The sequence below is a fragment of the Actinocorallia libanotica genome, from assembly GCF_039525175.1.
Classification (GTDB): Bacteria; Actinomycetota; Actinomycetes; order Streptosporangiales; family Streptosporangiaceae; genus Actinocorallia; species Actinocorallia libanotica.
Genome location: NZ_BAAAHH010000113.1, coordinates 1 through 863, shown reverse-complemented (window position 1 = coordinate 863; position 863 = coordinate 1). Strand labels below are relative to the sequence as shown.

The following is an 863-nucleotide window of genomic DNA, read 5'->3' as shown; positions in this document are numbered from 1 at the left end:
CCCATTAAAGCGGTACGCGAGCTGGGTTCAGAACGTCGTGAGACAGTTCGGTCCCTATCTGCCGCGGGCGTAGGATACGTGAGAGGGGTCGTCCTTAGTACGAGAGGACCGGGATGAACCGACCGCTGGTGTCCCAGTTGTGGTGCCAACCGCATCGCTGGGTAGCTATGTCGGGAAGGGATAAGCGCTGAAAGCATCTAAGCGCCAAGCTTCTCCCGAGATTAATTTTCCCTGAAGGATCGTGGAAGACCACCACGTTGATAGGTTGGGGGTGTAAGTGCAGCAATGTATTTAGCTCACCAATACTAATCATCCGTTCGGCTTGATTCCTTAAGCTTTAAATTTGCTTAACAAATCAAGAGTATTCAAAACACGCAAAAAGCTGTGATCAACGCATTACAGGCAGTTAAAGACTTTATGTCTTCTCTATACAGTTGTCAGAGAGCGCTTCCTATGAAGCAGCTCTTTTAAATAACCAAGTAGACAATCTACACACAACCAAAGCTAATAAGCTAAGGCCGGTAGAGGTCGTGCTACACTTAAGAAATTTGCCGCAGGCAAGTGACTCAGTCTGAAAACTGAACACAGCAAGCTGACAAACTTAAGGGAGCAGCCCGACCTCTGGTGACCATAGCAAAGTGGAACCACCCGGTCCCGTTCCGAACCCGGAAGTGAAACACTTTAGCGCCGATGGTAGTTGGGCGATAGGCCCTGTGAGAGTAGGTCGTCGCCAGGTTATATGCCCGCTTCTAGCTAACGCTGGAAGCGGGCTTTTTTTGTGTCGGGAATGAGTGGGAGTGAGACCGAAGTTGATTTTGGTTGGTGTGAATTTAGACCAAGTCGTAGGGCTTGCTGTGGGTGAG

At 49.6% G+C, this 863-nt stretch carries 2 rRNA genes; both read left to right on the top strand.

Features of this window, described 5'->3' with window-relative positions:
- Positions 1 to 330, top strand: a 23S ribosomal RNA gene (locus ABD140_RS39905); the annotation flags it as partial.
- Positions 331 to 620: 290 nt separating this feature from the next.
- A 5S ribosomal RNA gene (gene rrf / locus ABD140_RS39900) occupies positions 621 to 736 on the top strand.
- Positions 737 to 863 lie beyond the last annotated feature (127 nt).